This window comes from Frankia sp. CoBUL1 (assembly GCF_978021245.1).
The window spans coordinates 1-4,017 of record NZ_CDXDOS010000282.1 but is presented as its reverse complement, the minus strand read 5'-3'; the positions used below and the strand labels follow the sequence as shown (position 1 = coordinate 4,017).

The window sequence follows — 4,017 nt, the reverse complement described above, 5'->3', positions numbered from 1 at the left end:
ACCCTCCCACAGATAGGCATAGTTGCCCACCTTGACCTTCATCGCCACGACGGCCTCCTCGCCCGGTCCGGCCGCTCCTCGGGTCTATGTGTCGCGCCGGTACGGTACCGACGGTACGTGGGCATTCGCGCGCGTTTCGTAGCATTACCGACAGGAAGTAAGACATCCGATGCACAGGCCGGAACTCGATCAACCAACGAACCACCTTGCAGCCGTGATCGCAGCTGAATCGGGTTCGGGCTTGGCCGAGTGCCGCGCGACCGAAGCAATCAACCCGTATCAGTCGTCTTGGCGTTCGTGTTGCCGGCGTAGCCTGCCCGGCGGAGCTTCGCGTGGGCGGGTTCGATGGACTCGGCAACGGCCCTTTAGCTCTCCTCGAAGCCCGACTGGTCGAACTTTAAGGTCCCGGCGTTCTCGGAGACGGTGCGGACTTGGCCTTCCTCGAAGCCGGTGCTCTTCGTAGCTTCGATCTCGATCTTCACGACGAGCTCGGTGCCGTCCTGGCGGAGGTTGGCGATGATCTCGTCGGCGACGTTCTTGAAGTCGAGGGCGATCTTGTCGGAGTTCAGGGTCTTCACGCCGTAGAACCGCGTCTTGACCTTGCGATGGTAGACGCCCGGGTGGTCAGGGTCCGGCTTGAAAGGCTTCTTCGCGTCGTCCTCGCTCGGGCTCTCCGGCTGGCCCGGCGTCGCCGGGACTTCGGCGTCGCGCTGCTGGGCGGCGATGTCGGGACGCACCAGGAGCAGCGAGTCGGTAGCCGCCGGTGCGGCGCTCTTGTCCTCGGGTGTCCAAAGTCCGATGTAGCGCCCGGCGGAGTCGTCATAGCCGGCGGCGAGCGCGAAGGCATCGGTCTGCCAGATCATCGGCAGGTCGATGATGCCCTCGTTGAGAACCGTCCTGTCGCGCAGGCGGGGCATGTAGGGGTACTGGCTGTAGAGCGCCCACAGGGCGCCGAGCGAGACGTGGCCGTCCTTCCAGATCTGCGGGACCTTGCTGATCGCCAGGCGGATCGTCGCCGCGGCCTGCCTCGTCGAGAGGTCACCGTCGTTGCCGAGGCGGCGGGACACCCGCTCGGCGAGCGAGGTGGACTGCCCGTCGGCCTTGGCCTCCCGGATGACAAACGGCGCGCTCGGGTCCGGCTGGGCCGGGACGAGCGCCCAGGTGAAGATCTGCAGGAGCCGAGCCGTGACGGTCTGGTCGGCCTGGGCCTGGCGCTGCGCGGCCTGCTTCTTCTGGTTCTGGGTCAGGTCGAGGTCGGCCTCGTTGTCGAGAACATGCTTCCAGCCGAGGTAGTCGCGGGTGGCGGCGTCGAGCTCCCCCAGCCGGGCCTCGTCGGGGGCGAGGTAGACGAGCATGTTGCGGTTGGTCCGATTGGAGCTGCCGCGCTGCTCGGTCGCCTTCTGCGCGAAGCCCTTGGCGACCGACTCGGTGCCCCGCCGGTGGGAGAACTTCGGGTGGAGTATGACGAGGCGCGCCTCACCGGTGTCCGGGATGTCGGCGTCGTTCTCCGGGCAGACGTGGACGCCGACGAAGTCGCCCTTCAGACGGCCCTGGCCAAGCAGCCGCGTGACGATCTCCTTCCACACGTCCTCTTTGTGGAGGCGCTCGGCCTGGTCCTTGGCGGTGCGGGTGATGTTAGGCTGAAGATCGTACCAGTACTTGCCGGACCCGGAGTAGAAGTAGGTCGCCCGGTCACCAAGCTGGGTCAGCGCGGCGTGGAAGTTACCCGGGATGTCGCCGGGAATCGCGGTGCCGAGGAAGACCCGCTGGGTACCGATGCCTTTGTGGACCGAGCCGGGCGCGATCGTCGGGGCCGCGCCGAAGAACACCGTGCGGGCGAGCCGCCTGGTCAGCGCCCGCTGGCCGAACAGCGGCTTCTCCTGGTCGATGCGCGCCGGCTCGGAGTTCGGGCCGTCGACATCGGCGTCGATGATCGCCTTCCAGGAGTCCTGGGGGTACTGCGTCAGCTCGGCGTTCACATTCGCGGTGGCGAGCGGAATCGAACCCGGCATGATCAACGGTGACGCGTCCTCGCCCGTCCAGAGCGCGTGAATCACCGTGCTCATCAGCCGCAGCACACCGCGGGTGCGCTGGAAGCGCTCCAGCGAGGACCACTCCTCGTAGAGGGTGTCGAACAGCTCCGGGTGGATCGGGTAGGTCCGTTTGATGCGGTACTCGTACGACCCGTCGCGCGCCTCACGCGGGAAGTCGTCGGTGTACTTGCGGTACAGCTCCAGGTACGCCTTGGCTGTCGCTCCGATCGAGGCGAGCGCGGCGGCGTCAGGCTGCTTGAACAGCCGCTGCCTGACGATGTGGTAGGCCTCGTCCGACGACGCCGGGCGCCACTGGTCAGCCACCCGGCGCACGACGTTCTGCAGCCGCTTCAAGGCTTCCAGGCCGTTGGCGCCGCCGACCTCCTCGGCGTTCCCGGCCACGATCTCCGAGTCTACCCCGCTCTCAGAGGCAGGAATCGAGATCGCGAGCAGGACGCCCGAGGTGCCCTTGGCAGCCTCGGTCAGCGACTGGGCGAAGGTAAACTGGTCGTCGAACGTGCCGCCCGCAAGGTCGTCGCGGCCCACGAGTGAGCGGGCGTAGGCGACCCACTCGTCGATCAGGATGACGGCGGGCGCGTACTTCGCCAGCAGCGTGTGGAGCGCTTCGCCGGGGTGGGTGCGGTTGAGGTCCGCGGTCGCGACGATGGCGTACGCCTCGGCACCGCCGAGCTGCCAGGCCAGCTCACCCCAGATCGTGTTGACGCGGGTGCCGTCATCCTTGGTGACACCGGACGGGCTGAAGTGGTTGCCCACGATCGCGACCCGGTTCACCTCGGTGCCGGGGTAGCCGTTGGCGGTGAGCAGTTCCTGGGTCTCCTGCGGGAACTCGCCCACGGGAAGCCCAGCAGCCACATGCCACATGCCACAGCATCGAGTGGGTCTTACCGCCACCGAAGTTCGTCTGGAGATTGATCACCGGCGAGGCGTTGTCGTCACCCGAAAGACGCCGCACGGCGCGGCCGATCAGATCACGGAGGCCCTCGGTGAGGTAGGTACGCCTGAAGAACTCGACCGGGTCGGCATAGTCGGAGTCGACCTCGCCGCCGGTGGCGACCTTGTACAGGTCGGCCGCGAACTCGGAGGCGTGGAAGTTGCCGGTGGCGACGTCGTCGTGGGGCTGGAGCACCTCACGCCACGGCTTGAGCCCGGCAGCCTCGGGGTTGTCGACCGCGGCCTTGAGAACCTTCTTGTCATCCTTGTCCGCGGTCACCCGACGCAGGTTGAGCCGGATGCCGCGGACCTCGTCGACCTCGGAGTTCGCCCCGATGAGCTTGAGCAGGCGCTCGCCCGTGTCGAGCGCGCGGTAGGCATCGTCGTCGCTGAACGAGCCGTTGTGCGCCCACGCGTTGCGTACCTCGCGCAGCTCGCTGGCGAACGTCTCACCAGCACGCCCGACGGTCTGATTGAACGGGTACCAGCCGTGCTTGTAGCCGCCGGTGATGTTGCCTTCGGTGAGCATGCGGAACTGGACCTGCGGGTCGAGCGGGTCGTAGCTCTTGCCGGCAGGGGCGCCGTTCTTGAGGTCCTTCACCTGGACCAGCTTCGTCCACTCAGCCCCCAGCGCCGGGGCGGCCTGTCCGATCACCGACGAGATGAAGTCGTCCAGCGCCGGGGCGAGGACCTGGAACATCCGGTCGATGCGGTCGCGGTTGCTCAGCGCCATGTCACTCGTCCTCGTCGAAGTCGATCGCGAACTGCGTCTCGGTGGGCTTCTTCTGGGTGCACGCGACCTCCAGAATCTCCGGCCAGCTCGTCACCAGGCTGTTGAAGCTCAGCGCGTCCTTCGTCCAGCCATTGCCCTCCGCGATGCGGAAGAGAAGGTGCGCGAGCTCCTTGATGAGGTCAGCATCGACGGCGCCGTCCGGGCGGCTCAACGCCGCCTGGAGGAAGTCGCCGGCCGGGATGATGCCATCCCGCTCCAGCACGCCGATCAGATGGTGGAGAATCTCCCAGTTACTGAGCC

2 protein-coding genes and 1 pseudogene are annotated in these 4,017 nt (G+C 67.0%); all 3 read right to left on the bottom strand.

The genetic code is table 11. The features are described 5' to 3' along the window. Positions 1-365: 365 nt before the first annotated feature. The gene (locus AC08OX_RS15560) at positions 366-2,807 is read right to left on the bottom strand and encodes an ATP-binding protein (protein WP_476608473.1); all 2,442 of its coding nucleotides are present in this window, start codon (positions 2,805-2,807) and stop codon (positions 366-368) included. Next, entirely contained in the window at positions 2,767-3,717 is a 951-nt protein-coding gene (locus tag AC08OX_RS15555) for a Swt1 family HEPN domain-containing protein (protein WP_476608472.1), read from the bottom strand. The genes AC08OX_RS15560 and AC08OX_RS15555 overlap by 41 nt, the downstream gene beginning before the upstream one ends. A gap of 1 nt (position 3,718) precedes the next feature. Next, positions 3,719-4,017: pseudogene (locus tag AC08OX_RS15550) on the bottom strand (hypothetical protein); the annotation flags it as partial.